Origin of the sequence: Halomonas sp. BN3-1, from assembly GCF_003056325.1 — a bacterium.
GTDB classification, from domain to species: domain Bacteria; phylum Pseudomonadota; class Gammaproteobacteria; order Pseudomonadales; family Halomonadaceae; genus Halomonas; species Halomonas litopenaei.
Map to the genome: position 1 here is coordinate 64,936 of NZ_PYVV01000011.1, position 23,636 is coordinate 88,571.

A 23,636-nucleotide genomic window follows, 5' to 3' on the forward strand; every position below is an offset into this window, starting at 1 on the left:
ACGCGGCCTATGACTTTTTTTCGATATCCACGTCGTCAGCCTGGGTAAAGTCACCCAGCGCCATCATGTGGCCGAGCTTGCCTGCCTTGGTGGACAGGTAGTGCTCGTTGTGGGGATTGAGCCCGGTGGTCAGGGCCACGCGTTCCACCACCTGAACGCCGGCCTGGGTCAGGGCGTCGACCTTGCGCGGGTTGTTGGTCATCAGCTTGAGCCCCTCGACACCCAGGTGTTCGAGCATCGGCACGCACAGGTCATAGCGGCGCAGGTCGGCGGCGAAGCCCAGGCGTTCGTTGGCCTCGACGGTGTCGGCCCCCTGGTCCTGCAGGTGGTAGGCGCGAATCTTGTTGAGCAGGCCGATGCCGCGGCCTTCCTGACGCAGGTAGAGGATGACACCGCGGCCTTCGCTGGCGATACGCTTGAGCGCTTCCTGAAGCTGATAGCCGCAGTCGCAGCGCATCGAGAACAGGGCGTCGCCGGTCAGGCATTCAGAGTGCACCCGTCCCAGCACAGGAGCGCCATCGTCGATCTCCCCCAGGGTCAGGGCGATATGATCCTTGCCCGTGGCCTCGTCTTCGAAGCCGTGCATGGTGAAGGTCGCCCAGGGGGTGGGCAGGCGAGAGGCGGCGATAAAGCGAATCGTCACGGGGTACCTCGGAGTCGAAACAACGGCAGCGCCGTCAAGGGGGCGCCCAGTTTATCAGGAAGTCGTGCAAGGCTCACGACACCTTGCCGACGACACAGGGTCGCAGGAGGCCACGCGTTCGGGAGTCATTGCGGTACAATGAGTCGCACATTTTCCCTGGATGACGCCTGCATGGAACTGAAGAACGATCGATTTCTGCGCGCTCTCGCGCGTCAACCGGTGGATCGCACTCCGGTCTGGATGATGCGCCAGGCCGGTCGCTACCTGCCGGAGTACAAGGAAGTGCGCGCCCAGGCGGGAAGCTTCATGGACCTGTGTCGTGATACCGCCCGCGCCTGTGAGGTCACCCTGCAGCCGCTGGAACGCTATCCGCTGGACGCCGCCATCCTGTTCTCCGATATTCTGACCATCCCCGATGCCATGGGGCTGGGCTTGTACTTCGAGACCGGCGAGGGTCCCAAGTTCCGCAAGCCAGTGCGCAGCGCAGAAGACGTGGCCGCGCTGACGGCGCCGGACGCCGAACGCGACCTCGACTACGTGATGCGCGCGGTCTCGACCATCCGTCGCGAGCTCAACGGTCGGGTGCCGCTGATCGGTTTCTCCGGCAGCCCCTGGACCCTGGCGACCTATATGGTCGAAGGCGCCTCCAGCAAGGACTTTCGCCACGTCAAGGGCATGCTCTACTCAAGCCCCGACGTGATGCATCAGCTGCTCGATACCCTGGCCACCGCGGTGACCGACTACCTCAATGCGCAGATCCGAGCTGGCGCACAGGCGGTACAGATCTTCGATACCTGGGGAGGGACGCTGTCCACGCCGGCCTATCGCGAGTTCTCGCTGCGCTACATGGAACAGATCGTGGCGGGGCTGATTCGCGAACAGGATGGGCGCCGGGTACCGGTGATCCTGTTCACCAAGAACGGCGGCCAGTGGCTCGAGGATCTGGCCGACACCGGCGCCGACGCCCTGGGGCTGGACTGGACCACTGAACTGTCCAGCGCGCGCAGCCGGGTGGGCCGCAAGGTGGCACTGCAGGGCAACATGGACCCCAATGTGCTGTTCGCCAACCCTTCGGCGATTCGTGCCGAGGTCGGCCGTATCCTCGACAGCTACGGTCACGGCCCGGGCCACATCTTCAATCTCGGCCACGGCATCAGCCAGTTCACCGACCCCGACAACGTCACCGCCTTCATGGAGGCGCTGCACGAGTTGAGCCCGGCCTATCATGCCCAGATCGCCTCAGGCTGAAGTCTCGGGCAGGCGGTCTGTATTCGGGCGGTGGTGGTGGGGGCTGGCCGCCGCCGCCGCCGCCCTGGTCATCGCCTGGGGCAGTCTGATGCCTGCCAGCGAATTGCCGGAAGACCTGCCCTGGGACAAGGCCAACCATCTGATCGCCTACGCCGGCCTGGCAACACTGCTGGCGTTGGCGAGCGGGCGCAGCGGGCTGTCCATGGCACTGGCGGTGGCCTACGGCGTCGCCATCGAGTTCGCCCAGATCCCGGTACCCGGGCGTCTTGGCGGCGATGTCTGGGACATCGTCGCCAATACCCTGGGTGCGGGGCTCGGTGTCGGGGCGGTCTGGCTGTGGCATCGAGGGCGCCAGCGCGCTCGCCGCTGATTCCCTTCCCGGATGACTCGACGGCGATGCCTGGGACGTCGTCGCCAACTTCCCATTGGTGCAGGGCTTGGTGTCGGGTCGGTCTGGCTGTGGTGCCAATGGCGCCAGCGCGCTCGCCGCTGATTCCCTTCCGCGAACTCGCCGCTGACTGCCTTCCCAAGTGACTCGGCGGCGATGCCTGGGACGTCGTCGCCAACTTCCCATGGGTGCGGGGCTCGGTGTCGGGGCGGTCTGGCTGTGGCATCGAGGGCGCCAGCGCGCTCGCCGCTGATTGCCTTCCCGGTCAAGGCGTCGACCGCGTCAGAGACTTGGCTCCTGGCGACTCGGCTTCTGGACCCTTTGTGATTCGGGCTCGCCGGTAGACGAACGGTTCAGGTCGAGGCCGGGCTCGCGATGTCCGCGTTTGCTCAGCGGTTCGGCCTTGCGCGTCACCCGAGCATCGCCGACCACCGCGTCGTCGTCCTCCAGCGGCCGGGCCTGGGAGGTCCAGGCCTTGTCGTCATCATGCACCGCCGGACGACGATCGTAGGAGCGGGTGACCACCGCGCCGGGGGCGAAGCCGGGCCGTTGACTGCCCAGGTGATGGGGCAGCAACCACAGCTCGGCCAGCAGGCGTAGTGCGACCATGGTCAGCAGGGTGAGGCCGGCGCCCAGCGCCAGGGGAGGCCAGCTCTCACTCCAGGTGGTCATGGCGACCCAGGGGGTGCGGGGGATCAGCCACCACAGACCGGCGGCGAGAACGCCGAGCTGTGCAATGAAATGACAGCTCAGCAGGGTGCGCCGGGCCAGTGGGGCGCGGGGAAAGAAGAACTGGCGCATGGTTGAGGTCCTCCAGCAGGGGAACTCGCAGGGCGCCAGGATGGGCGGCCCGCGAGTATCAGCGGTGCGGCGCAGGCAAAGGCGATAACCGGACAGGGCCGCAGGCCGCCGGGGCGTGTAACAGATGCCTGCATGCTACCCCAAAGGAGGCAGGGCTCGTCAGTGTCCGTGGAGGGCGACGCCGGTGTCGCCAATAACCACCAGTTGACGCTGCCGGGGTCCGTTGCCATGGTGACTTTGTACCGGTCATTGTGCCGGGAAGTCTGAACACAGGGAGGCGAGGACCGACCATGACGACGACTTATATCGTGGTAGCCGATGCGTCGCGTGCGCGAATCTTCACTCGGACAGGACGCAAGCTGAATGAAGTCGAGAGCCTGGTGCACGCCGAAGGGCGGCTCCACGAAGGCGATCTGGTGACCGACAAGGGCGGTGACGTACATGAATCCAGTGCTACCGCCTCGCGTCAGGCTGGCGGCGAGGAGGTGGCGACCCAGCACCATGAAGTCATCTTTGCCCGAGAGGTAGCCGATCGACTGTATCGTGCCCGTGTCGACAACAGCATGGAAAAGCTGATCATGGTGGCGCCGCCGCGCTTTCTTGGCCACCTGCGCGACAAGCTCGATGCTCCCACCGCCAAACTGGTCATCCACTCCCTCTCCAAGGATCTGACCAAGGCCGACTGCGACAAGATCACCGACGCCGTCGACGATCTGCGCTGATCTGTGCCGCCCGCCGTCCGCGGCGGGCTCTCTCCTGCATAGCGCTAGTCGTTGCCGTTCAGGGCACCTGCGGCAGATCGATCTCGTCGCTGCGCTGGATCCCCTCCGTCATCTGCCGGCACTGGCGTAGAAATTCGCGCATGCCTGCGGTGAGGTACTTGTGACGGTGCCAGATAAAGGTGAACTGTCGACTCAGGTCCAGTTCCGGCGTGGGCAGTGGGGTCAGGCTGCCACGCCGAAAGGCGTCGCGCAGCGCCAGGCGTGAGACACAGCCGATTCCCAGCCCCGACTCCACCGCACGCTTGATGCCCTCGGTATGCTCCAGTTCGAGCAGGATATTGAAGCGACCACGCCGATGGCGGGCTGCCTGTTCGAGGGTCAGGCGCGTGCCTGAGCCCTCCTCTCGCATGATCCAGTCTTCACGCAGCAGGCGGTCGAGCTCCACCGGCCCGCGGTTGGCCAGCGGGTGACGGGGCGAACAGAACACCACCAGGTCGTCTTCGACCCAGGGCTGGGTGATGACCTCGTCCTCCTCGCACTGCCCCTCGATCAGCCCCAGGTCGAGCTGGTGATGGCGAACCGCATCGATGATCGAGCGAGTGTTGCGGACCTGCAGCCTTACCCGGCTGCCGGGGTGGCGCTGCATGAAGTCGCTGATCAACAGCGTCGCCAGATAGTTGCCGATGGTCAGGGTGGCGCCGACATCCAGATTGCCGATGCCCTGCTGGCCTCTGAGCAGTTCTTCCACTTCTTCGGCCCGATCGAGCAGGGCGACCGCCTTGGGCAGCAGCTGGAAGCCCAGTGCATTGAGCTTGAGGCGCTTGCCGATGCGATCGAGCAGCTGGCAGTCGAACTGGCGCTCGAGTTCGGACAGCGCGGTACTGGCCGCCGACTGCGACAGGGCCAGGGCGCGCGCCGCCTTGGACACGCTCTCGTGCTGGGCGACCGCAACAAAGACTTCCAGCTGTCGAAGGGTGTAGCGCATGGCACGGGCTCTCCGGCGCGATAGGGGTAAAGACGTCGGCGATGGATATCTATATCAATGAATTGGATAAGCGTTATCCATACAATCCATTTAACAGATAATATGGCCGGTCTTAGAATTATCCGCAAGACTTGATATCGGGCTTTATTCACTTCAGGAATAAGCCCACGCATTTTAAGGAGTTGGCATGAGCAAGTTTGCCCTGGAAGAAGTGCTGAGCGTTCATCACTGGAACGACTCCCTGTTCACCTTCCGCACGACCCGTGAGCGTAGCCTGCGTTTCAAGAACGGCCAGTTCGTGATGATCGGTCTCGAGGTCAACGGCAAGCCGCTGATGCGTGCCTACTCCGTGGCCAGCCCCAACTACGAGGACCACCTCGAGTTCTTCAGCATCAAGGTGCCCGATGGTCCCCTGACCTCTCGCCTGCAGCACCTGCAGGTGGGTGATCAGATCATGGTCAGCCGCAAGCCTACCGGTACCCTGGTATGTGACGACCTGCTGCCTGGGCGCAATCTCTACATGCTGTCCACCGGCACCGGTCTGGCGCCCTTCCTCAGCCTGATCCAGGACCCCGAGGTTTACGAGCGCTTCGAAAAGGTAGTGCTGGTGCACGGCGTGCGCCACGTCAACGAGCTGGCCTACGCCGACTTCATCACCAAGGAGTTGCCGGCGCACGAGTACCTGGGCGAGGAGATCAGCGAGAAGCTGGTCTACTACCCCACCGTGACCCGTGAAGACTTCCACACCATGGGCCGCCTGACCGATCACATCCGCACCGGCAAGCTGACCGACGACAAGGGGCTTCCGCCCATCGATCCCAAGCAGGACCGGGCCATGATCTGCGGCAGCCCGGCCATGCTCGACGACACCAGCGCACTGCTCGACGAGCTCGGCTTCAATATTTCTCCGCGCATGGGCGAGCCCGGCGACTACGTCATCGAGCGTGCCTTCGTGGAGAAGTAAGACCCCACGACAGGACGCCGCAAACGACGACGCCGATGGCCACTTGCCATCGGCGTCGTCGTTGGTGCTGGCGGATTGAATCGCCTGCCGGTGTGGCGGTGGTCAGTCGCCGAGAGCCTCGGCGATCTCGCGCTCGCCGTCCAGGAGCACCGTCTCGTGATTACGGATCTTTCGTTGCCCCAATAGATAGACCAGGGCCTGGGCCACGTTGGCTCGGGATATCTGGTTGTTGCCCCCGGTCTCGTCTTGTCGGGCCCGGTGTTCGGGCCGGAGCCGGCGGTGAACAGCACCTGATCGCAACCTTCGAAGGCGGAGGCGAAGTCGCCCTCCAGGTCGGCGACGACCGTCTCGATACCTTGTTGCTCGAACCAGTCGCGTTGCTCGGCGCTACGGATCATGGCGCGAATCGGATGTCCCTGGCGGTGGGCGATGGCGCAGACCTGGCGGCCGATCTGGCCGTTGGCACCTATCACGAGTGTGGTCATGTCGGCCTCCTTGTCGATACCTGGAAATAACCATGGCGTCGATGGGGAAGACTTTCAACGGGGAGACTTTCAATGGGGAGGCGAATCGATGGCGACGCCGCCCGCAGGCCAGTACCCTGTGCGTCTTTCCCTCACCCACCCGCTCAGGAGCAGCGATGAATCCTCAGGACCTGGAACGCCTGGTTACCTTGCCGATGCCTTTCGGCAAGCATCAAGGTACCTTGATCGCCGATCTGCCCGGGCCTTACCTGGCGTGGTTTGCCCGGGTCGGGTTTCCCCCCGGAGAGATCGGACGCCTGCTGGCGCTGATGCACGAGATCGACCACAACGGCCTGAGCGACCTGCTGGAGCCGTTGCGACGCCGCGGCTGAGCGGCGCCACCTGGCGGGGAGAACCGGTCGCCGTCGTCAGACAGCGTCCTTGTCGGTCGAGGTCAGACAGCATCCTTGTCGGTCACGCCGGGTCGGATACGAATGACCTGCTCGAGGGGGGTGGCTGAAGACAGCTGCCATCGTCGGTCAGACAGCGTCCTTGTCGGTCTCGCCGGTACGGATACGAATGACCTGTTCCAGCGGGGTGACGAAGATCTTGCCATCACCGATCTTGCCGGTGTTGGCGACCTGGACGATGGCTTCGATGACCTGCTCGGTCATACCGTCGTCGACCGCCACCTCAAGCTTCACCTTGGGCAGAAAGTCGACCACGTACTCGGCTCCCCGGTACAGCTCGGTGTGGCCCTTCTGACGGCCAAAGCCCTTCACTTCAGTGACGGTGATGCCCTGAACACCGATCTCGGAGAGCGACTCGCGGACGTCGTCGAGCTTGAATGGCTTGATAATCGCGGTCACCAGTTTCATGGCGGGTTCCTCATCCTGTCCGTGTGGGGGCGGCGTCGGTCGTGCCTGGCGCCAACCCGTTGGCGGCGCGCCGTTGCGCCTGTCCTGACTAGTGTGACAAAGCATACCCCTGGCGAACAGCAATAAAAAAGGCCCCCGAAGGGGCCAGGAGGAGCACGCCAGCTCACTGGTGTCGCGGGTAAGCTCAGGCTTACTTCTTGGCGACGTTAAACTCGGGGTAGGCTTCGAGACCGCATTCGGCCAGGTCGACGCCTTCGTATTCTTCTTCTTCGCTGACACGCACACCCATGATTGCCTTGATGATCAGCCACACGACCAGGCTAGCGATGAAGACCCAGGCGAAGATGCCGATGATGCCGAGCATCTGGGCGCCGAAGGTGGCGTCGGCGTTGTTCAGCGGGACCGCCAGGACACCCCAGATACCGGCCACACCGTGGGCGGAGATGGCACCGACCGGATCGTCCAGGCGCAGCTTGTCGAGGACCACGATGGCGACCACCACCAGGATACCGCCGACTGCACCGATCAGGGTGGCGCCGAGGGCCGTGGAGGACAGCGGGTCGGCGGTGATGGAGACCAGGCCAGCGATGGCGCCGTTCAGGGCCATGGTCAGGTCAGCCTTGCGGAACCAGATCTTGGCCAGGATCAGCGCGGCGATGACACCCCCGGCGGCGGCAGCGTTGGTGTTCACCAGCACCTGGGCCATGTTGTTGGCGGAAGACACGTCGGAGAGCTTGAGCTCGGAGCCGCCGTTGAAGCCGAACCAGCCCAGCCACAGGACGAAGGTACCCAGGGTCGCCAGCGGCATGTTGGCACCGGGGATGGCGTAGATGGCGCCGTTCTTGCCGTACTTGCCCTTGCGCGGACCGAGCACCAGCACACCGGCCAGGGCTGCAGCGGCACCCGCCATGTGGACAATGCCGGAACCTGCGTAGTCGGAGAAGCCTGCTTCGGACAACCAGCCGCCGCCCCAGGTCCAGTAGCCGGAGACCGGATAGATCACGGCGGTCATGACCACGGCGAAGGCCAGGAAGGCCCACAGTTTCATGCGCTCGGCGACAGCGCCGGAGACGATCGACATGGCGGTGGCCACGAACACGACCTGGAAGAAGAAGTCGGCGCGGGCCGAGTAGTAGGGCGCGTCTTCACCACCTGCCAGCACCGCATCGACGCTGTTTTCGGCGCCGATCAAGAAGCCGAGGTTGGGGATGAAGCCGCCGGCGTCGGAGGAGTACATCAGGGCGTAGCCCACCAGCAGATACATGGTGCAGGCGACCGCGAACAGCACGATGTTCTTGGTCAGAATCTCGGCGGTGTTCTTGGCCCGGACCAGGCCGGCCTCGAGCATGGCAAAACCGGCGGCCATCCACATGACCAGGGCGCCGCAGATAAGGAAGTAGAAGGTGTCCAGCGCGTAGCTGAGTTCACTGATATCGACCATGGAAGTGTCTCGCTATATTTTTATCGGAAGTCGGGTCAGGGGACGGGGATCAGACCGCGTCGGAGCCGCGCTCGCCGGTGCGAATGCGGATGACGTCTTCCAGCGGCGTGACGAACACCTTGCCGTCACCGATCTTGCCGCTGTTGGCCGCGTTGCAGATGGCTTCCAGCACGCTGTCCAGTCGGGCCTCGTCGATCGCAACCTCGACTTTCACCTTGGGCAGAAAGTCGACGACATACTCGGCGCCGCGGTATAGCTCGGTGTGGCCCTTCTGGCGGCCGAAGCCCTTGACCTCGGTCACGGTGATGCCCTGGACGCCGTTGTCGGCCAGCGCCTCGCGGACGTCGTCCAGCTTGAAGGGCTTGATGATGGCGGTGATCAGTTTCATGGCATGGCTCCCTACGTGCATAAGGTGGCGGCTTGTTTCCGCTCGGTGCATGGATATCTATGCATAGCGATATACGTGCCATAAATTTGGCAAAAGCTTTGTTTACAATGGCTTGTGGTTGTTCTTGAAAGCTAGAGACGAAAAACACCCGCGAGTTTGCGGCACTGCATCAAAGTTAATGCACTGTTTTGGTGCTGGCGCGTATTGGTGGTGCGTCATTGGCGAGCATGTTGTGCTGGGTGGAGCAATGGGTCGCGTGCTGGTATCAGGGAGTCGCCAATGCGCCGGGCGTCGCTGGGCAAGGGCCACGAAGCATGCGTTGGGCGCCCGGCTTGCGTATCCTGTCGGCAACGGAGTTCCCATCGACGTTTCAAGGAGAGCCATCATGGTCAGTCAGGATCGCATCAGCCGTTTGGCACAGCAGATCGGCGAGCGCTTGCAGGGCGCCTCCCAGGCCCCGGAAGACATCCAGAAGGGGGTCCAGCAGGTGGTGCGTGGCGCCTTCGATCGTCTCGAACTGGTGTCACGCGAGGATTTCGACATCCTCATGGACGTGTTGCAGCGCACCCGCTCCCGGGTCGAGGCGCTGGAAAAGCAGGTAGCGGCGCTGGAGAGCCTGGTCGAGGAACGTGCAGCGCCCGCTAGCGAAACGACCGCGGCGCCAGCCGTGGCCGAGGAAGCCGCCGAGGTACCGGTGCCGCCGGTGCCGGAACAGGGCAAGCAGGACGAGGCGTCGAGCGGTTCAGCCGACAAGCCCTCCGCCTGAGGCTTCGGACGCAGAACGTCACAAGATATGCCGGCCCGCCCTGGCGGGGGGCCGGCATGCGGCGCCGGTGAGGTGGGCGTGCTCTACTGGTCATGAGCCTTCCGTCAGGCAGGGAGCCCATGACGCTTGCCATCATTGCCACCCGTGCGGGACTGGGGCTGGACGCCCCCGAGGTGCAGGTCGAGGTACACCTGGCCAACGGCCTGCCGGGCATGACCTTGGTCGGCCTGCCCGAGACCGCAGTGCGCGAAAGCCGCGAACGGGTGCGCAGCGCCCTTGCCACCTGCGGCCTCGACTACCCGCTACGTCGAATTACCCTGAATCTTGCTCCCGCCGATCTGCCCAAGGAGGGTGGACGCTTCGATTTGCCCATCGCGCTGGGTCTGCTGGTGGCTTCCGGTCAGTTGCCCGCCGCCGCACTGGAGGGTGTCGAGTGCGCCGGCGAACTGGCCCTCGATGGTCGGTTGCGGCCGGTAGCCGGCATGCTGCCCTTCGCCATGGCCACCCGTCAGGCCGGGCGGCGCCTGATCCTGCCCGAGGCCAACGCCGATGAGGCGGCCCTGGTCAATGGCCTGGAGGTGCTGCCGGCGGCACACCTGCTCGACGTCGTCGCCCACCTGGCCGGGCGCATTCCCCTCGCTGCTCACCTACCCGCCGCACCGCCGCAAGACGGGCCTGCGGCGCTGGATCTGTGCGATGTGCGTGGCCAGTATCAGGCCCGGCGAGCGCTGGAGGTGGCGGCGGCGGGTGGGCACAACCTGTTGTTTGCCGGGCCGCCCGGCACTGGCAAGACGTTATTGGCCAGCCGACTGCCCGGGCTTCTGCCGCCGCTTGGCGATGACGAGGCGCTGGAGGTAGCGGCGATTCGCTCGGTGTGCGCGCTTCCCCTGTCCGATGGCTTTGGCCGTCGTCCGTTTCGCTCGCCTCACCACACCGCCAGCGCGGTCTCGCTGGTCGGTGGCGGCTCGCGTCCGCGGCCCGGCGAGATCTCGCTGGCCCATCGCGGCGTACTGTTTCTCGACGAGTTGCCGGAGTTCAGTCGCCAGGTGCTGGAGGTATTGCGCGAGCCGCTGGAAAGCGGCGAGATCCATATTGCCAGGGCCAGCCACGAACGACGATTTCCTGCTCGTTTTCAACTCGTTGCCGCAATGAATCCTTGCCCCTGCGGCCATCTGGGTGATCCGCGTCAGGACTGTGTATGCACCGCGTCCCAGATCCAGCGCTATCAGGCGCGCCTGTCCGGCCCCCTGCTAGATCGCATCGACCTGCAGGTGGAGGTGCCGGCGCTGCCGGTGGAACAGTTGACGTCGCATCAGCCGGGGGAAAGCACCGAGATGGTGCGCCGACGCGTGATGGCGGCGCGTCAGCGTCAGCAGCAGAGGGGGACGCTCAACGCCCAGCTCGCCGGCGCCGCGCTGGAGCGCGCCTGCGCCCTGGAGGTGGCCGAGCGCACCTGGCTGGCGCAGTCGCTTGAGCGCCTGCGGCTGTCCGCCCGGGCCTACCACCGGGTGCTGCGGGTGGCGCTGACCCTGGCCGACCTGGCCGGGCGCGAACGTCCGTGCCGTGACGACCTGATCGAGGCCATCGGCTATCGCCAGCTGGATCGGCTGTTGCGCAAGGGCTGACGGGCGCCGCACGATCGCTCCATGCACCTGTTTTCGCAAGGCATAGCGCCTGCCCGGGTCCAGGCCTTGCCCGAGAAGCCGACGAGCGCAGGCACTTTTCAGCAAGCCCTAGAGCGCGTCGGCGTCGAAGGCGCCGCTAATGACCGTGGACCACAGCGCGGCACCGTCGCCTGGGCGGCGCAGGCGGAGTTCGAAGCGGTAGGGCAGAAGCTCGCGGTCAGACAGCGTCAGGCGTGGGCCATCGGCGATCAGTCGGCTATCGACCAGCCATTGATTGGTATCGGCGGCGGGGGTATCACCGGGCTGCCAGTCCAGCACCTGGGGGCCGTCGTCGATCGCGAGCAGGCCACGGGTCAGGCTCTCCTGGACACGGCCGACGCCGAGCTCCAGCCTTTCGTCGACCTTGGGCGGGGACAGCAGCAGCACCTGATCGGCCAGGGTTTCCCCTGCCAGGGCCGGCGCCTCGGCGACCCGCTCGGCCGCCTGTTGGCCAAGGCCCAGCAGCGCCTGGCGCAGCGTCTCGGGGCGCTCGGGGGCGCTGGCACAGCCGGCCAGCCAGACCAGCAGCACCAGCGCCAGCCAGGGCAGCAAGGAGGCGTGGCTGCCGGCGCGGTGTACCGTCTGTCGGGTCAAGCGTCTGGGCATTGAGATGACATCCTTTTCGGTAGAGGCCCTTCACTGAGCTGTTGTTCCAGAAATTGGCGCACTTCGGCGAAAAGGTCCAGACGGATGGCCTCGGCCTCGTTGACCAGATGGTGGCGGGCTTGCGGGTGACAGCAGATGTGAGCGCCGGGAAACTTCTTGCCGAGTACCGCCAGATTCCAAGGCCCGTCCACCGTCAGGTCCTTCTCGCCTTGCAGGATCAGGGTCGGTAGCTGGCACGGGGGCAGCTGCATCAGGCGGGGCATCCAGCGGCGCATGGCGCTGACCCAGCCGGTGGGCAGGCGCACGGGCTGGAGCGGGTCCTGTTCGCGCAGAAAGGTGGCGAAGTCGTCATCATTGGTGTTCGCCCTAAACTTGCGCGGCACGCTGGAGACAAAGGGGCTGACCAGGCGATGGACCCAGGCTGCTCGGGTCCAGCCCCAGGGTCTGACCAGGGGCGCCAGCAGCACCAGCGCCGACCAGTGGCCGTCATCGCCCCGGCTCAGGGCATCGGTGGCCAGGATGGCGCCGCCGGTGCTCTGGCCGACGCCGACCCAAGGTCCCTGGGCCAGGCCGGCTTCGCTCAGGTGCTGCTGAAGCGTACGCAGGCAGTCGCCGTAGTCGGCAAAGTCGTCGATGTCGGCACGATCCCCACTGGACAGCCCGTGTCCCGGCAGATCCCACAGCACCACCGTGAGCTCGAGTTCCAGCAGCAGCTCGAGCAGGTGGCGGTACAGGCCCAGGTGGTCGTAGTAGCCGTGAACCACCACCGCGGTGCCCCGCGGGTGGGGCGGGCGCCATACCTGAGTCCACAGGCGGAAGCGTGGCGTCTCGATATTACCCGCGTGCAGCGTTACCCCTTCGGTGAGCAGGACATCGAGCCGATAGTGCGCCAGATAGCGTTCAAGGGTCGTTGCCATGGCCGGGGCGGCTGTCGCCACCAAGCCTTCGCCTTGTCTTGCCACCGGGGTCAGCCGTTCGATGGTCTCAAGGGGCGTGTAGTCGGTCATAGCGTCCTCCGCTGGGAAGGGGCGGTGGCGTGCGTTGCTCGGCACTCGGTTGTGCTGGGACGGCCAGATGGCGTGGAGGGTAGCGTCATCACCCTGCGCCTGGTTGCACCCTGACCGATCGTTGGCCACCTGCTTCTTCTGACACCGTCCGGAGGCCGTCGTTGCTCACCTGTGCCATGGAGGTATGGCCTTCGGCGTCAGATGAGGGAGTCGCCAGCACACGTCAACACCTTCCTGTCTGGGCTTCCTTGCCTGTTCCATGCTAGCGACCCATCGAGTTCGGCACCACTGTTTCCCAATCGACAAGGCCCTCGACAGCTCATCATTTGGTCTAGCCTTGAGCGGTAGAGCGGGGTTTTCGGTTTACAAATGGAATGATTTTCCACAAAATCATTCTGGAGCAGTCACCTTTTCCCCTGTCCGGCTGGAAGGTGCCAGGGGGGCACCCAAGGCCCAACGAGGAGCTAGACCCAATGACGCAACGCATTTCTCGCCATCGCCTGCAGGTGGCCGCCGAGCTGGACCAGTTCATCACCGAACAGGCGCTGCCTGGCACGGGGATCGATGCCGATGCCTTCTGGAAGGGCGTCGATGCCATCTTCCACGACCTGACGCCGACCAACCAGGCCCTGCTGGCCGAGCGCGACGCGCTGCAGCAGAAACTCTCGGCCTGGCACAGTGAGCACCCGGGGCCGGTCAATGACATGGCCGCTTACCAGGCCTTCCTCAAGGAAATCGGCTACCTGGTCGATCCGCCGGCCAAGGTCGAGGTGACCACCGAAAACGTGGATCGCGAGATCGCTTCCCAGGCGGGCCCCCAGCTGGTGGTGCCGGTGAACAACGCACGCTACTCGCTGAACGCCGCCAACGCGCGTTGGGGTAGCCTCTACGACGCTCTGTACGGCACCGACGTGATCAGCGAAGAGGATGGCTGCGAGAAGGGCTCGAGCTTCAACCCCAAGCGCGGCGAGAAGGTCGTGGCTTACGCCCGCAATGTGCTGGACCAGGCGGCACCGCTGGCGACCGGCTCCCACCGTGACGCGGTCAAGTACTTCCTGCGCGATGGCCACCTGGTGGTGTCTCTGGACGGCGGCCGCGAGACCGGCCTGAAGGAGCCGGGCAAGCTGGTGGGCTACCAGGGCGACGCCTCCGCGCCGAGTGCCGTGCTGCTGTCCCACCATGGCCTGCATCTGGAAATCCAGGTCGATGACAGCCACCCCATCGGCAAGACCGACCCGGCCCACGTCAAGGACGTGGTGGTGGAAGCCGCGCTGACCTCCATCATGGACTGCGAAGACTCCGTGGCGGCGGTGGATGCCGAGGACAAGGTGGGCGTCTATGCCAGCTGGCTGGGTCTGATGAAGGGTGACCTCACCGCCGAGGTGGCCAAGGGCGGCAGTTCCTTCACCCGTCGCCTGAATCCGGATCGCGACTACGTCACGCCGGATGGTTCCGAGCTGACCCTGCCGGGACGCTCGCTGCTGTTCGTGCGCAACGTGGGTCACCTGATGACCAACCCGGCGGTGCTCGACGCCGACGGCAACGAAATGCCCGAGGGCATTCTCGACGCCATCATGACGTCGCTTATCGCCCTGCATGACCTCAACAAGGGTGACGATCAGCCGCGTAACTCGCGCACCGGCTCCGTCTATATCGTCAAGCCGAAGATGCACGGTCCCAAGGAAGTGGCCTTCGCCAACACCCTGTTCGGGCGTGTCGAAGACCTGCTGGGCATGGCCCGCAATACCCTCAAGATGGGCATCATGGACGAGGAGCGCCGCACCTCGGTCAACCTCAAGGCCTGCATCAACGAGGCCACCAGTCGAGTGGTGTTCATCAACACCGGCTTTCTCGATCGCACCGGTGACGAGATGCACACCGCCATGGAGGCGGGCCCCATGCTGCGCAAGGGCGACATGAAGGGCGCTGACTGGATTCAGGCCTACGAGCGCAGCAACGTGCTGGTCGGACTGGCCTGTGGCCTGCGCGGACGCGCCCAGATCGGCAAGGGCATGTGGGCCATGCCGGACCTGATGGCGGCGATGATCGAGCAGAAGATCGGCCATCCCAAGTCGGGCGCCAACACCGCCTGGGTGCCGTCTCCCACCGCTGCAGCGCTACATGCCCTGCACTACCACCAGATCGACGTGGCCCAGGTCCAGCGCGAACTCGAGGAGCTGGACGAAAGCGAGCAGCGCGATGATCTGCTCAAGGCGCTGCTGACCGTGCCGGTGGTCGCCTCCGCCGACTGGAGCGACGACGAGATCCAGCAGGAGCTCGACAACAACTGTCAGGGTATCCTCGGCTACGTGGTGCGCTGGGTCGAGCAGGGCGTCGGCGCCTCCAAGGTGCCTGACATCCACGACGTGGGTCTGATGGAAGACCGCGCCACCCTGCGGATCTCCAGCCAGCACATCGCCAACTGGCTGTACCACGGCGTAGTCGACGCGGCGCGTGTGGAAGAGACGCTCAAGCGCATGGCCAAGGTGGTGGACGGTCAGAACGAAGGCGACCCGGCCTACACCCCGATGAGCCCTGACTTCGACAAGTCCACCGCCTTCCAGGCGGCCAGCGACCTGATCTTCAAGGGGCGTGAGCAGCCGGCCGGCTACACCGAGCCGCTGCTGCACCACTGGCGTCAGGTCCACAAGGCGAAGTAACACACTCGGGACGCCACCGAGTACGCCAAGCAAACGCCGCGATCCAGACGGCGGTTCCCTGGACACACCCCCGGGCCTCCCCGGGGGTGTGTCGTTGTGTCGAGGGGAAAGCGCACAGCAGCGAGGGCGTTGAGGCGTCGTATCCGGGCTTGAGTTATGGTGAAGCTATCACGAGCCGGATTGCCTTCAGGGAGAGAACCATGACCGTGATGACCGCCGCCGCCATCGAGGATTTTCTGGACGACGTCTTTCCCCAGCGCATGGGCACCATCGAAGCCGTCTCGGAGATGCGGGCCACCATGAGCCTGGCCATCGAGGATGAACACTTGCGGCCCGGCGCCAGCGTCTCCGGCCCGACCATGATGGGACTGGCGGACGTCTGCCTGTACGTGGCCATCCTGGCCCAGATCGGGCCGGAGCCCATGGCGGTCACCAGCAACCTCAACTGCCACTTTCTACGGCGCGCCCGGGGTGATCGCGATCTGATCGCCAACGCCCGCTTGATCAAGCTGGGACGCCGCCTGGCGGTGGGTGAGGTGGAGCTGTTCTCTGACGGAGACGAGGCGCCGGTGGCGCACGTGACGGCGACCTACGTACTGCCCGATAACGACTGAGAGGCTATCTCACACGCGGGCTCGCCATAGTCCCCAGGCCAGCGCCAGCCAGCCAAGCAGCAACAGCACGCCGCCGAGCGGTGTGATCAGCCCCAGCGGCCCGAGCCCGACGCCGTAGAGCCCGGCCAGGGCCATGGCGTACAGCGAACCCGAGAACAGCAGGATACCTGCCGACCACAGCCTCAGTGCCGTCAGCTGGGCGGCCAGCGGCTGCTGGGCCCGCCAGGCCAGCAGCGCCAGGCCTGCCAGGGTGTGCCAGGCCTGGTAGCGCACCCCGGTGGTAAAGGCGGCGGTCAGACGCTCAGGCAGGCGTCCTTCGAGGCCATGGGCGGCGAAGGCGCCGAGCGCCACCACCAGGGCGCCGGACAGGGCGAGGGTGATCCACCAGTGACGATCCGGCATCGAGGCTCCTTGACGACGAGAGAGAGGAATCTGCCCTCAACCGTACCCCGCGGCGGCCCGAGCCGCTACAATGTTGCCCCCGCGACATCTTGATAATGAGGTGGCCATGCAGATTCAGCTAAATGGTGAGCCCCACGCCCTCGACCGCGAGCAGACCGTGGCGGAGTTGATCGACGCCCTGGGTCTGGGCGGGCGCCGCATCGCCGTCGAGCTCAACGAGGACATCCTGCCGCGCAGCCAGCACGGCGAGACCCGCCTGGCGGATGGCGATCGCATCGAGATCGTCCATGCCATCGGCGGCGGCTGAGGCGAACCACCCGCCAGCAGATACCGACGACTTTAGAGGTGCCGCTCGATGGCGGCCTGGTTCCGTTTCGTGAGAAGGACTTGAGCATGACCGACATCTTTCAGGACAGCCCGCTGCGGGTCGCCGACCACGCCTTTTCCTCGCGTCTCTTGGTGGGCACCGGCAAGTACAAGGACTTCGACGAGACCGGCGAGGCAATCGCCGCCAGTGGCGCCGATGTCGTGACCTTCGCGGTGCGTCGCACCAACCTGGGTCAGGAGGCCGGTGAGCCCAACCTGCTCGACGTGGTGCCGCCGGAGCGCTATACCCTGCTGCCCAATACCGCCGGTTGCTACAACGCCAAGGATGCCGTGCGCACCTGTCGGCTGGCGCGGGAACTGCTCGATGGCCACAAGCTGGTCAAGCTCGAGGTGCTGGGGGACGACAACACCCTCTATCCCAATGTGGTGGAGACCCTCAAGGCCGCCGAGACGCTGGTCGCCGATGGCTTCGACGTGATGGTCTACACCAGTGATGACCCCATCGTCGCCAGGGAACTCGAGGCCATCGGCTGCTGCGCGGTGATGCCGCTGGGCTCGCTGATCGGCTCCGGCCACGGCATCCAGAATCCGCACAATGTGCGCCTGATCATCGAGCAGGCCAAGGTCCCGGTGCTGATCGATGCCGGGATTGGTACCGCCTCCGAGGCAGCCCTGGCCATGGAACTCGGCTGTGACGGCGTGCTGATGAACTCCGCCATCGCCCACGCGCGCCAGCCGGTGCTGATGGCCGAGGCCATGAAGCATGCCGTGCAGGCGGGACGCCAGGCGTTTCTCGCCGGTCGCATGCCGCGTCGCGGCGCCGAGGCGTCATCGCCGTTCGCCGGCCGCATCAACGCCTGAAGCCGGCAGGAGCGGCAAGGCCCGGCCTGCCGCTCCTGCTCTGCTTTCTCGCCCTGACACTTTCACCACGCCCCCAGACATCATCATGACCGACCAAGATCGCCCCGACGAGGGCAAGACCACCGGCCCGGAAGGACCGGACGCACCGCTGCATCGCCGTGGTATCAAGAGCTATGTGCTGCGGGCCGGGCGCATGACCCAGGCGCAGACCCGTGGGCTTGAGGAAGTCTGGCCGCGGCTGGGACTGACCCTCGCCCAGGGGCGCCAGGACCTCGATGCGCTGTTCGGCCGCCAGGCGCCCAGGGTGGTCGAGATCGGCTTCGGCATGGGAGCGTCGCTGATCGAGCAGGCCGAGACCCATCCGGACACCGACTTCATCGGAATCGAGGTACACGCCCCGGGCGTCGGCAAGTTGCTCGACGAAGCCGACAAGCGTGGGCTGACCAACCTGCGGGTCTACCGCGAGGATGCCCTGGCGGTGCTGGAGCAGTGCCTGCCCGAGGGCAGTCTGACCACCCTGCAGCTGTTCTTCCCCGACCCCTGGCCGAAGAAGAAGCATCACAAGCGGCGCATCGTCCAGCCGGCGTTCGTCGAGCTGGTGCGGACTCGCCTGGCCAGCGGTGGAACCCTGCACATCGCCACCGACTGGGAAGCCTACGCCGAATGGATGGCCGAGGTGATGGAGGCAGCCCCGGGCTACCTCAATACCGCGACCCCGGAGACGGCGCCCTATGTGCCGCGTCCCGACTTTCGTCCGCTGACCAAGTTCGAGGCGCGGGGCGAACGGCTCGGTCACGGTGTCTGGGACCTGATCTTCCGCCGCGTCGACTGACGCCGGCATCGGCGGCGCGGCCCTGGCCGCGTCGCCCGGCCGCCAGCGCCCACAGGGCGCCACCCAGCGACAGCACCAGTCCCGCCAGGCCCAGCCCATCCGGGCGCTCGCCGAACAGCGAAAGCGTCATCAACAGCGTCACCGCCGGGGTCAGCGCGATCAGCGCCGAGGTCGGGGTCACCCCGAAGCGCCCCAGGCACGCCACGAAGAAGCCGTAGCCACCGAAGGTGGCCAGCACCACCAGCCAGCCAATGGTCAGCCAGGCGTCCAGCGTCGCCGGAGGCAGCGCCGGCAGGCCTGGTTCGAGCATCACCGCCGCCAGCATGAACACCAGCGTTGCCGCGCTCAGCTGCAGCGCCAGGCGGGTGATCAGTGACAGCGGCACCACACCGCCATTCTCCTCGCCGGGCCTGGCGGTCGCCGGCGGCGTCAGGATGCTGCCGATCGATACCGCGGCGACTGCGACCAGCGGCAGCAGGTAGGCCCACCAGGGGGCGCCGCCGACGCTGCGCATGTCGCCAGCGATCATCGCCATGGCGCCGAGCGTCGCTACCCCCATGCCCCACCATTGCGCGCTGTCGCTGCGCTCCTTGAGCAGGTGCCGTGCCAGTAGCGCCGCCGCCAGCGGCTGCAGCGCGCCGATCAGCGCCGCCACCGAGGCGCTCACACCTTCGGCCACCGCCACCAGCATCGTCAGCAGGTAGACGCCCACCGTCAGACCACCGGTCAGCAGCTCGTGGCCTGCCTGGCGCCAGCTCGGGCGATGCCCCGGATGGCCCAGACGACAGACGACCAGCATCCAGGCCAGCAGGGTCGCCAGGGCAAAGCGCCAGGCATAGAGCCCCATCACCGGCACGTCCAGGTCCACCGCCATGCGACTGCCGACGAAACCGCTGCTCCAGCAGACCACGAAGCCCGTGGCGACGATCAGGGCACCCGAGTGCTTGCCCAGTTGCCGGGGAAGCTGGTGGAGCAGGGGGATCAGGCGGGGTAGCAGCGTCTGCATGGGGCCTCCTTGAGCACGGGTGGATGACGGCAGCGCTGGATAGACGAAGCGCTGGATGAGCAGTCTGCCGTGGTGCTAGCCTTTCGAGTAGCGAAACGTTTTTCACGCTGACTTCAATAATATTGAAGTCTTCGGGTAGGGTGGTCTGGCGCCATAGGGGGAGTAACGATGACCGAGAACACGGGAGCGGCGCTGGATCTGGAGGCGCTGCGCAGCTTTGTGACGGTGGCCCAGCAGGGCAGTCTGGCGGCGGCGGCGGAGTTGCGACACCGCACCGTCAGTGCCTTGAGCATGCAGATCAAGCGCCTCGAGCAGCGTCTCGATGCGCGCCTGCTGATCCGTGGGCCGCGCGGAGTGTCGCCGTCGCCGGCCGGCGAGGCCTTGCTGCAGGAGGCGCGTGAGCTGCTGCGCCAGCACGACGGCCTGGTGGCGCGACTGACCGGACAGGGACTCAGCGGGCGGGTGCGCTTCGGCATGCCGGAGGGCTACGCCCCGCATCTGGTCGAGCAGGTGCTGCCTGACTTTCTGGCCAGCCACCCCAATGTGCTGCTGGAGGCGGTCACGGCGCCCAGCGGAGAGCTGGCCCGGCGCCTGGAGCGCGGTGAGCTGTCGCTGGCGGTGGCGCTGGACCGTCCGCATCAGCTGACCAATGGCGAAACGCTGTGGCAGACCTCGCCGGTGTGGGCGGCGTCCCGTGAGTTTCGCGTCGCCGACGAGGCGCCGTTACCGCTGGCGCTCCATCCGCTGGACTGCCCATTCCGCTCGCTCGGGGTCGAGGCCCTGGAGAGTCAGGGGCGCGACTGGTACGCGGTCTTCACCAGTACCAGCATCCATGCGGTGGAAAAGGCCGTGGAAGTCGGCCTGGCCGTGAGCATCCTCGATCGACAACGGCTGACGTCGCGCATGCGCGTGCTGGATGAGGCCGAGGGCCTGCCCCACCTGGGTACCAGTGACGCCTGCCTGTACTTCAGCCGGCGCATCGCCGCAGCCTCTTGGCCGGCGGTGGAAGCCCTGGCGGGGCTCTTGCGCCAGCGTCTGAGCGGTGCAGGCCCCTGGGCTGCGAATAGCCGCGAGGCCAGGCCGCTGGCACTGGGGTGAGATGAACGAGAGCGGTGAGACGCAGGGAGCGGTGCGACGAACAGGAGCCAATGCCTTGGGGCGAGGTTGACCAGAAGCCTCGATGGCCAGAAAAAAGAAAACCGCTCCCGGGGGAGCGGTGAAAGGACCGTGACTAGCAATGAGGAGGAGAAACCAGATAGCGACTGGCAATGTCTGGTATCTGGCGCCGGCGACTCATCAACGCCGACAACCTCAGCGTAAATCATTCTCATTTTCTTCGTCAAGCGTAACGAGAATATTTTTTATTAAGGCGGTGTGTCCGCTCACACTCGCTGGCTTTCTGCCAAGGGGAACGCATGCGAGGGGCGGGGCCAAGACAGCAGGCGAAACCGGGCAGAGGCTCGGGATGGCGGAATCAAGCGGTGGCAGGACGTCGTGGGCAACGAGGCGAAGGAGCGCTGGCCGCGGGACCGAACCAAGCGGCCATGAAAAAGCCGCTTCCAGAGGGAAGCGGCGCAAGGACCGTGACTAGCAATGAGGAGGAGAAACCAGATAGCGACTGGCAATGTCTGGTATCTGGCGCCGGCGACTCATCAACGCCGACAACCTCAGTGTAAATCATTCTCATTTGTTTCATCAACACAAACGAGAATCTTTTTTAATAAAGCCTCGCCTGGCCCCTCAGGTCAGCTGCATCCACAGCGGCAGGCTGATCATCGCCGCCAGGGTCTGGGCGGTGATCAGTCCGGCCATCAGCTCAGCGTCCCCCCCCAGCTGGCGTGCCAGAATATAGGCGGAGGTGGCGGTGGGCAGGGCGGCGTACAGCAGCGCCACATCCTGGCTGACAGGGTCGAGGCCCAGCAGCCACGCCAGCACCAGCACCAGCGCCGGCATCAGCACCAGCTTGACCAGGCTCGAGACCCACAGGCCAAGATCGCGCCTCAGCAGGGCCTGGGGTCGCAGTGCCACCCCTACGGCCACCAGCCCCAGCGGCAGCGCCGCTCGTCCCAGCAGCTCCAGGGTTCCCGCCGACCAGCCCGGCAGGCCGATCCCCGAGAGATTGAGCCCGATGCCGATCAGGCAGGCGAGGATCAGCGGGTTCTGGGCCAGGGCGAGCAGTGAGCGCCATAGACCTGAGCGGCCGAGGGTGCCTGCGGCGATAAAGGTCAGCACGCACAGCACATTGACCGTGGGAATCATCAGCGCCAGGGCCACCGCTGCCACCGTGGCGCCCTGGGGACCGTGCAGCGCAGCGGCGCCGGCGACGCCGACATAGGTGTTGAAGCGCACCGCGCCCTGGAAGACAGAGGTAAAGGCGGCGGCGTCGAGATTCAGGCGGGGCTTGAGCCACCACAGCAGAGCGGAGAGCACCAGCATGGTGCCCAGCAGCACCAGGGCGAGCCTGGCCACCGGTACCTGGCTGATGTCCGCCCTGGCCAGGGTCGCCACCAGCATGGCGGGAAACAGCAGAAAGTAGATCAGGCGCTCCATGCGCGCCCAGAAGTCCCCGCCTGGGATGCGTCCGACACCCAGCACGGCGCCAAGCAGGATAAGCAGAAAAAGCGGGCCCAGGGCCGCAGTGATGGAGGCCATGTACGTTCCTTGTCCGGGCGAGGCCGGTGGCAGAATAGTGCGCCGTCGAGCGTGAGTAAGCGCGCGTTGACGGCTGCGACATTGTCGCGCAGGGGGCGTCGGAGTTTTGCTGATAAGCTTACCCTACGCCCATTCCCTTTGGAGGCAGCCCTCCGACATGCATTCGCGCCAGTCCCCAGCCTCGCGCGGCGCCCGTCGTCCTCGGCTTCGCCTGCTGATCACGGTGACCGTGGTCACCTTGCTGATCGCCCTATGGTACCTGCTGCGCTACGAGCTTGGCGATCACCAGGAGACGACCTGGTATCCGGCCGCGCCCGGCTGCGATCTGCACCAGGGGCCCTGCGGCGTCGGCCTCGAGGAGAATGAGCGGCTGACCCTGGCGATCCCGGTGGAGGGTGACATTCGCCCGCTGGAGTCGTTGCCCCTCGAAGTACGCATCGACGGCGTGGAAGCGCAGAACGTACGGGTGGTGTTCGAAGGGGTCGGCATGGACATGGGCGAGCATCGCTTCCATCTCGACGCCGTGCAAGGCGGCGAACCGGGCCGCTTTCAGGGGATGGGACAGCTCGGCATCTGCACCCGTGAACGCATGACCTGGCGTGCCCGGGTCAGCTTCGATGCGCCGCGCGGGCGTCTCGGAAGTACCTTCGATCTGGACGTGGAGCGAAGCCTGCCATGACCCGACGGCAACGACAGCAGCAACGACGACAGGGCTTCGATCGACGGACCCTGGGGCTGGTCCTGGCGGCGGTGGTGATGCTGGCGGCGGCCCTGTTGTGGACCTTCAAGCCCTGGCAGCCCGCCCAGCAGGACGGGCTGGTCGCTGGTGAGATACGCCTGGCGTCGACCGTGGGCGACTTTGCGCTGAGTGATCTCGATGATGACCAGCTGGCGGTGATCTTCTTCGGCTACACCTGGTGTCCCGACGTCTGCCCCATGAGCCTGGCGGTGGTGCGCCAGGCGCGCCAGGCACTGCCCGAAGACCAGCGTCGGCGGGTGGTGCCGTTGATGATTTCGGTGGACCCCGAGCGTGACACCCTGGAGCGGTTGTCGGAGTACCTTGAGGCCTTTGGCGACGACTTCATCGGCGCCACCGGTAGCCAGGCCGAGCTTGTCGATATCGGCGAGCGCTACGGCGTCGTCTGGCGCAAGGTCGAGACGCCGGAATCCGCCGTGGAGTATCTGGTGGATCACTCGGCCTCGCTCTATCTGGTGGACGCCAGCGGCGAAATCATCGAACGGGTATTGCACGCGCCGACCCCGGGGCCGCTCTCGGCGGCGCTGGATCGGGCGTTGAACTAACTTCCTGCCAAGCCT

At 65.7% G+C, this 23,636-nt stretch carries 26 protein-coding genes and 1 pseudogene; 15 read left to right on the forward strand and 12 right to left on the reverse strand.

From position 1 onward, the window contains the following. Nucleotides 1-7: 7 nt before the first annotated feature. The gene (gene ribA, locus C9F12_RS15460; protein WP_045993900.1) at nucleotides 8-643 is read right to left on the reverse strand and encodes a GTP cyclohydrolase II; all 636 of its coding nucleotides are present in this window, start codon (nucleotides 641-643) and stop codon (nucleotides 8-10) included. Nucleotides 644-814: 171 nt separating this feature from the next. Here ribA and hemE point away from each other — a divergent pair, with 171 nt between their 5' ends. Together hemE and C9F12_RS15470 are read left to right on the forward strand one after the other, a co-directional pair. Next, the gene (gene hemE / locus C9F12_RS15465; protein WP_108131917.1) at nucleotides 815-1,891 is read left to right on the forward strand and encodes a uroporphyrinogen decarboxylase; all 1,077 of its coding nucleotides are present in this window, start codon (nucleotides 815-817) and stop codon (nucleotides 1,889-1,891) included. Further along, nucleotides 1,869-2,261: a VanZ family protein gene (locus C9F12_RS15470; RefSeq protein ID WP_108449475.1), complete on the forward strand. Its 393-nt coding sequence runs from the start codon at nucleotides 1,869-1,871 to the stop codon at nucleotides 2,259-2,261. The genes hemE and C9F12_RS15470 overlap by 23 nt, the downstream gene beginning before the upstream one ends. A 300-nt stretch (nucleotides 2,262-2,561) precedes the next feature. On the opposite strand, the gene C9F12_RS15475 is transcribed toward C9F12_RS15470, so the two are convergent. Beyond that, a complete protein-coding gene (locus C9F12_RS15475; protein WP_045993901.1) occupies nucleotides 2,562-3,080 on the reverse strand; it encodes a hypothetical protein in 519 nt (172 codons plus the stop codon). A 290-nt stretch (nucleotides 3,081-3,370) separates the two neighbouring features. Here C9F12_RS15475 and C9F12_RS15480 point away from each other — a divergent pair, with 290 nt between their 5' ends. Further along, the gene (locus C9F12_RS15480) at nucleotides 3,371-3,802 is read left to right on the forward strand and encodes a host attachment protein (RefSeq protein WP_045993902.1); all 432 of its coding nucleotides are present in this window, start codon (nucleotides 3,371-3,373) and stop codon (nucleotides 3,800-3,802) included. 58 nt (nucleotides 3,803-3,860) lie between these two features. Here C9F12_RS15480 and C9F12_RS15485 read toward each other — a convergent pair whose 3' ends face one another. Then, nucleotides 3,861-4,787, reverse strand: coding sequence for a LysR family transcriptional regulator (locus C9F12_RS15485; RefSeq protein ID WP_045993903.1), 927 nt, complete (start codon nucleotides 4,785-4,787; stop codon nucleotides 3,861-3,863). 187 nt (nucleotides 4,788-4,974) lie between these two features. Here C9F12_RS15485 and C9F12_RS15490 point away from each other — a divergent pair, with 187 nt between their 5' ends. Further along, nucleotides 4,975-5,751 carry a ferredoxin--NADP reductase gene (locus tag C9F12_RS15490; protein WP_045993904.1) on the forward strand — a complete coding sequence of 259 codons (777 nt, stop codon included), beginning with the start codon at nucleotides 4,975-4,977 and terminating at the stop codon, nucleotides 5,749-5,751. Here the strand turns inward: C9F12_RS15490 and C9F12_RS15495 are convergent. Then, the gene (locus tag C9F12_RS15495; RefSeq protein ID WP_345840319.1) at nucleotides 5,718-6,236 is read right to left on the reverse strand and encodes an NAD(P)H-binding protein; all 519 of its coding nucleotides are present in this window, start codon (nucleotides 6,234-6,236) and stop codon (nucleotides 5,718-5,720) included. The genes C9F12_RS15490 and C9F12_RS15495 overlap by 34 nt on opposite strands. Before the next feature lie 155 nt (nucleotides 6,237-6,391). Between C9F12_RS15495 and C9F12_RS15500 the strand changes: the two genes are divergently transcribed. Then, on the forward strand, nucleotides 6,392-6,607 hold the full coding sequence (locus C9F12_RS15500; protein ID WP_045993906.1) for a DUF3820 family protein: 216 nt from the start codon (nucleotides 6,392-6,394) through the stop codon (nucleotides 6,605-6,607). Nucleotides 6,608-6,754: 147 nt separating this feature from the next. Here the strand turns inward: C9F12_RS15500 and glnK are convergent, their stop codons facing one another. The 3 genes from glnK to C9F12_RS15515 all read right to left on the reverse strand — a co-directional run bounded on the left by glnK (nucleotide 6,755) and on the right by C9F12_RS15515 (nucleotide 8,922). Continuing rightward, complete coding sequence (glnK, locus tag C9F12_RS15505; protein ID WP_045993907.1) at nucleotides 6,755-7,093, reverse strand: P-II family nitrogen regulator; 339 nt, start codon at nucleotides 7,091-7,093, stop codon at nucleotides 6,755-6,757. Nucleotides 7,094-7,283: 190 nt separating this feature from the next. Next, nucleotides 7,284-8,534 (reverse strand): ammonium transporter, encoded by a 1,251-nt coding sequence (locus C9F12_RS15510; RefSeq protein WP_045993908.1) that lies wholly within the window; start codon nucleotides 8,532-8,534, stop codon nucleotides 7,284-7,286. Nucleotides 8,535-8,583: 49 nt separating this feature from the next. Further along, the gene (locus C9F12_RS15515; RefSeq protein ID WP_045993909.1) at nucleotides 8,584-8,922 is read right to left on the reverse strand and encodes a P-II family nitrogen regulator; all 339 of its coding nucleotides are present in this window, start codon (nucleotides 8,920-8,922) and stop codon (nucleotides 8,584-8,586) included. 385 nt (nucleotides 8,923-9,307) lie between these two features. On the opposite strand from C9F12_RS15515, the gene C9F12_RS15520 reads away from it, so the two are divergent. Beyond that, complete coding sequence (locus C9F12_RS15520; RefSeq protein ID WP_108449476.1) at nucleotides 9,308-9,688, forward strand: accessory factor UbiK family protein; 381 nt, start codon at nucleotides 9,308-9,310, stop codon at nucleotides 9,686-9,688. A 119-nt stretch (nucleotides 9,689-9,807) separates the two neighbouring features. Next, nucleotides 9,808-11,313, forward strand: a complete 1,506-nt coding sequence (locus tag C9F12_RS15525) for a YifB family Mg chelatase-like AAA ATPase (protein WP_108449477.1) — start codon at nucleotides 9,808-9,810, stop codon at nucleotides 11,311-11,313. A 108-nt stretch (nucleotides 11,314-11,421) separates the two neighbouring features. Here C9F12_RS15525 and C9F12_RS15530 read toward each other — a convergent pair whose 3' ends face one another. Together C9F12_RS15530 and C9F12_RS15535 are read right to left on the reverse strand one after the other, a co-directional pair. Next, nucleotides 11,422-11,958 carry a hypothetical protein gene (locus C9F12_RS15530; RefSeq protein WP_240184265.1) on the reverse strand — a complete coding sequence of 179 codons (537 nt, stop codon included), beginning with the start codon at nucleotides 11,956-11,958 and terminating at the stop codon, nucleotides 11,422-11,424. Beyond that, the gene (locus C9F12_RS15535; protein ID WP_108449478.1) at nucleotides 11,943-12,965 is read right to left on the reverse strand and encodes an alpha/beta hydrolase; all 1,023 of its coding nucleotides are present in this window, start codon (nucleotides 12,963-12,965) and stop codon (nucleotides 11,943-11,945) included. Before C9F12_RS15535 ends, C9F12_RS15530 begins: the two co-directional genes overlap by 16 nt. A gap of 473 nt (nucleotides 12,966-13,438) precedes the next feature. On the opposite strand from C9F12_RS15535, the gene C9F12_RS15540 reads away from it, so the two are divergent. Next, nucleotides 13,439-15,625, forward strand: a complete 2,187-nt coding sequence (locus tag C9F12_RS15540) for a malate synthase G (RefSeq protein WP_045993912.1) — start codon at nucleotides 13,439-13,441, stop codon at nucleotides 15,623-15,625. 200 nt (nucleotides 15,626-15,825) lie between these two features. Then, nucleotides 15,826-16,239 (forward strand): PaaI family thioesterase, encoded by a 414-nt coding sequence (locus tag C9F12_RS15545; RefSeq protein WP_045993913.1) that lies wholly within the window; start codon nucleotides 15,826-15,828, stop codon nucleotides 16,237-16,239. A 9-nt stretch (nucleotides 16,240-16,248) separates the two neighbouring features. On the opposite strand, the gene C9F12_RS15550 is transcribed toward C9F12_RS15545, so the two are convergent. Further along, nucleotides 16,249-16,641, reverse strand: coding sequence for a DUF423 domain-containing protein (locus C9F12_RS15550; protein ID WP_108449479.1), 393 nt, complete (start codon nucleotides 16,639-16,641; stop codon nucleotides 16,249-16,251). Nucleotides 16,642-16,747: 106 nt separating this feature from the next. On the opposite strand from C9F12_RS15550, the gene thiS reads away from it, so the two are divergent. The 3 genes from thiS (at nucleotide 16,748) to trmB (ending at nucleotide 18,661) form a co-directional block, all read left to right on the forward strand. Further along, on the forward strand, nucleotides 16,748-16,948 hold the full coding sequence (thiS, locus tag C9F12_RS15555) for a sulfur carrier protein ThiS (protein ID WP_181248714.1): 201 nt from the start codon (nucleotides 16,748-16,750) through the stop codon (nucleotides 16,946-16,948). A gap of 86 nt (nucleotides 16,949-17,034) precedes the next feature. Then, on the forward strand, nucleotides 17,035-17,829 hold the full coding sequence (locus C9F12_RS15560) for a thiazole synthase (protein ID WP_045993915.1): 795 nt from the start codon (nucleotides 17,035-17,037) through the stop codon (nucleotides 17,827-17,829). 85 nt (nucleotides 17,830-17,914) lie between these two features. Then, nucleotides 17,915-18,661, forward strand: a complete 747-nt coding sequence (trmB, locus tag C9F12_RS15565) for a tRNA (guanosine(46)-N7)-methyltransferase TrmB (RefSeq protein ID WP_108449480.1) — start codon at nucleotides 17,915-17,917, stop codon at nucleotides 18,659-18,661. A 58-nt stretch (nucleotides 18,662-18,719) separates the two neighbouring features. On the opposite strand, the pseudogene C9F12_RS15570 reads toward trmB, so the two are convergent. Further along, nucleotides 18,720-19,667: pseudogene (locus C9F12_RS15570) on the reverse strand (DMT family transporter); the annotation flags it as partial. A gap of 168 nt (nucleotides 19,668-19,835) precedes the next feature. On the opposite strand from C9F12_RS15570, the gene C9F12_RS15575 reads away from it, so the two are divergent. Continuing rightward, nucleotides 19,836-20,765 carry a LysR substrate-binding domain-containing protein gene (locus C9F12_RS15575; protein WP_108449481.1) on the forward strand — a complete coding sequence of 310 codons (930 nt, stop codon included), beginning with the start codon at nucleotides 19,836-19,838 and terminating at the stop codon, nucleotides 20,763-20,765. A gap of 642 nt (nucleotides 20,766-21,407) precedes the next feature. Here C9F12_RS15575 and C9F12_RS15580 read toward each other — a convergent pair. Further along, nucleotides 21,408-22,319 carry an AEC family transporter gene (locus C9F12_RS15580; RefSeq protein ID WP_108131876.1) on the reverse strand — a complete coding sequence of 304 codons (912 nt, stop codon included), beginning with the start codon at nucleotides 22,317-22,319 and terminating at the stop codon, nucleotides 21,408-21,410. Between the two features lie 157 nt (nucleotides 22,320-22,476). Here C9F12_RS15580 and C9F12_RS15585 point away from each other — a divergent pair, with 157 nt between their 5' ends. Together C9F12_RS15585 and C9F12_RS15590 are read left to right on the forward strand one after the other, a co-directional pair. Next, entirely contained in the window at nucleotides 22,477-22,998 is a 522-nt protein-coding gene (locus C9F12_RS15585) for a hypothetical protein (protein WP_108449482.1), read from the forward strand. Then, entirely contained in the window at nucleotides 22,995-23,621 is a 627-nt protein-coding gene (locus C9F12_RS15590; RefSeq protein ID WP_240184266.1) for an SCO family protein, read from the forward strand. Before C9F12_RS15585 ends, C9F12_RS15590 begins: the two co-directional genes overlap by 4 nt. The last annotated feature ends 15 nt before the right edge of the window (nucleotides 23,622-23,636 follow it).

What these genes read in the sequence shown, in the direction of transcription:
- C9F12_RS15490 (WP_045993904.1), top strand. Translation starts at nt 4,975, where the DNA reads ATGAGCAAGTTTGCCCTGGAAGAAGTGCTGAGCGTTCATCACTGGAAC.
- trmB (WP_108449480.1), top strand. Translation starts at nt 17,915, where the DNA reads ATGACCGACCAAGATCGCCCCGACGAGGGCAAGACCACCGGCCCGGAA.
- C9F12_RS15535 (WP_108449478.1), bottom strand. Translation starts at nt 12,965, where the DNA reads ATGACCGACTACACGCCCCTTGAGACCATCGAACGGCTGACCCCGGTG.
- C9F12_RS15530 (WP_240184265.1), bottom strand. Translation starts at nt 11,958, where the DNA reads ATGCCCAGACGCTTGACCCGACAGACGGTACACCGCGCCGGCAGCCAC.
- C9F12_RS15480 (WP_045993902.1), top strand. Translation starts at nt 3,371, where the DNA reads ATGACGACGACTTATATCGTGGTAGCCGATGCGTCGCGTGCGCGAATC.
- C9F12_RS15510 (WP_045993908.1), bottom strand. Translation starts at nt 8,534, where the DNA reads ATGGTCGATATCAGTGAACTCAGCTACGCGCTGGACACCTTCTACTTC.
- C9F12_RS15575 (WP_108449481.1), top strand. Translation starts at nt 19,836, where the DNA reads ATGACCGAGAACACGGGAGCGGCGCTGGATCTGGAGGCGCTGCGCAGC.
- C9F12_RS15540 (WP_045993912.1), top strand. Translation starts at nt 13,439, where the DNA reads ATGACGCAACGCATTTCTCGCCATCGCCTGCAGGTGGCCGCCGAGCTG.
- C9F12_RS15585 (WP_108449482.1), top strand. Translation starts at nt 22,477, where the DNA reads ATGCATTCGCGCCAGTCCCCAGCCTCGCGCGGCGCCCGTCGTCCTCGG.
- hemE (WP_108131917.1), top strand. Translation starts at nt 815, where the DNA reads ATGGAACTGAAGAACGATCGATTTCTGCGCGCTCTCGCGCGTCAACCG.
- C9F12_RS15520 (WP_108449476.1), top strand. Translation starts at nt 9,308, where the DNA reads ATGGTCAGTCAGGATCGCATCAGCCGTTTGGCACAGCAGATCGGCGAG.
- C9F12_RS15525 (WP_108449477.1), top strand. Translation starts at nt 9,808, where the DNA reads ATGACGCTTGCCATCATTGCCACCCGTGCGGGACTGGGGCTGGACGCC.
- C9F12_RS15500 (WP_045993906.1), top strand. Translation starts at nt 6,392, where the DNA reads ATGAATCCTCAGGACCTGGAACGCCTGGTTACCTTGCCGATGCCTTTC.
- glnK (WP_045993907.1), bottom strand. Translation starts at nt 7,093, where the DNA reads ATGAAACTGGTGACCGCGATTATCAAGCCATTCAAGCTCGACGACGTC.
- C9F12_RS15580 (WP_108131876.1), bottom strand. Translation starts at nt 22,319, where the DNA reads ATGGCCTCCATCACTGCGGCCCTGGGCCCGCTTTTTCTGCTTATCCTG.
- C9F12_RS15475 (WP_045993901.1), bottom strand. Translation starts at nt 3,080, where the DNA reads ATGCGCCAGTTCTTCTTTCCCCGCGCCCCACTGGCCCGGCGCACCCTG.
- C9F12_RS15590 (WP_240184266.1), top strand. Translation starts at nt 22,995, where the DNA reads ATGACCCGACGGCAACGACAGCAGCAACGACGACAGGGCTTCGATCGA.
- C9F12_RS15550 (WP_108449479.1), bottom strand. Translation starts at nt 16,641, where the DNA reads ATGCCGGATCGTCACTGGTGGATCACCCTCGCCCTGTCCGGCGCCCTG.
- C9F12_RS15485 (WP_045993903.1), bottom strand. Translation starts at nt 4,787, where the DNA reads ATGCGCTACACCCTTCGACAGCTGGAAGTCTTTGTTGCGGTCGCCCAG.
- C9F12_RS15495 (WP_345840319.1), bottom strand. Translation starts at nt 6,236, where the DNA reads ATGACCACACTCGTGATAGGTGCCAACGGCCAGATCGGCCGCCAGGTC.
- thiS (WP_181248714.1), top strand. Translation starts at nt 16,748, where the DNA reads ATGCAGATTCAGCTAAATGGTGAGCCCCACGCCCTCGACCGCGAGCAG.
- C9F12_RS15515 (WP_045993909.1), bottom strand. Translation starts at nt 8,922, where the DNA reads ATGAAACTGATCACCGCCATCATCAAGCCCTTCAAGCTGGACGACGTC.
- C9F12_RS15470 (WP_108449475.1), top strand. Translation starts at nt 1,869, where the DNA reads ATGCCCAGATCGCCTCAGGCTGAAGTCTCGGGCAGGCGGTCTGTATTC.
- C9F12_RS15545 (WP_045993913.1), top strand. Translation starts at nt 15,826, where the DNA reads ATGACCGTGATGACCGCCGCCGCCATCGAGGATTTTCTGGACGACGTC.
- C9F12_RS15560 (WP_045993915.1), top strand. Translation starts at nt 17,035, where the DNA reads ATGACCGACATCTTTCAGGACAGCCCGCTGCGGGTCGCCGACCACGCC.